The sequence below is a fragment of the Chryseobacterium mucoviscidosis genome (assembly GCF_002177115.1).
Lineage (GTDB): Bacteria > Bacteroidota > Bacteroidia > Flavobacteriales > Weeksellaceae > Chryseobacterium > Chryseobacterium mucoviscidosis.
In genome coordinates this window covers 1-254 of sequence record NZ_MVAG01000123.1, presented here as the reverse complement: position 1 = coordinate 254, position 254 = coordinate 1, and the positions used below count along the sequence as shown (strand labels likewise).

The window sequence follows — 254 nt, the reverse complement described above, 5'->3', positions numbered from 1 at the left end:
TTCCATTAACCGAATATCACGCATCGTCAGTGGTCCTGTCTGCTCCGTATAACCCGATAGGAAGACATCCCGTTCCTCCCGATTGAAAATAAGAGCCGCACCTCCGGCATCAAAGAGATAGTAGCCATAACCGTATAAACAAAAATCAATCATGGATATGCCCTGATCCGTCACCAGCAGATTGCCGCGGGTAATATCCGCGTGAATCACTCACCAAGTCTCGGCAGTGTGAGGATACGTTTCGAGTTGCCGGT

1 protein-coding gene is annotated in these 254 nt (G+C 49.2%); it reads right to left on the bottom strand.

Annotated elements, in window-relative coordinates; all coding sequences use genetic code 11:
- Window positions 1–210 (bottom strand): phosphotransferase (locus B0E34_RS22775; protein ID WP_165762995.1); only part of this gene is annotated, 210 nt, incomplete at its 3' end.
- Window positions 211–254: the final 44 nt, after the last annotated feature.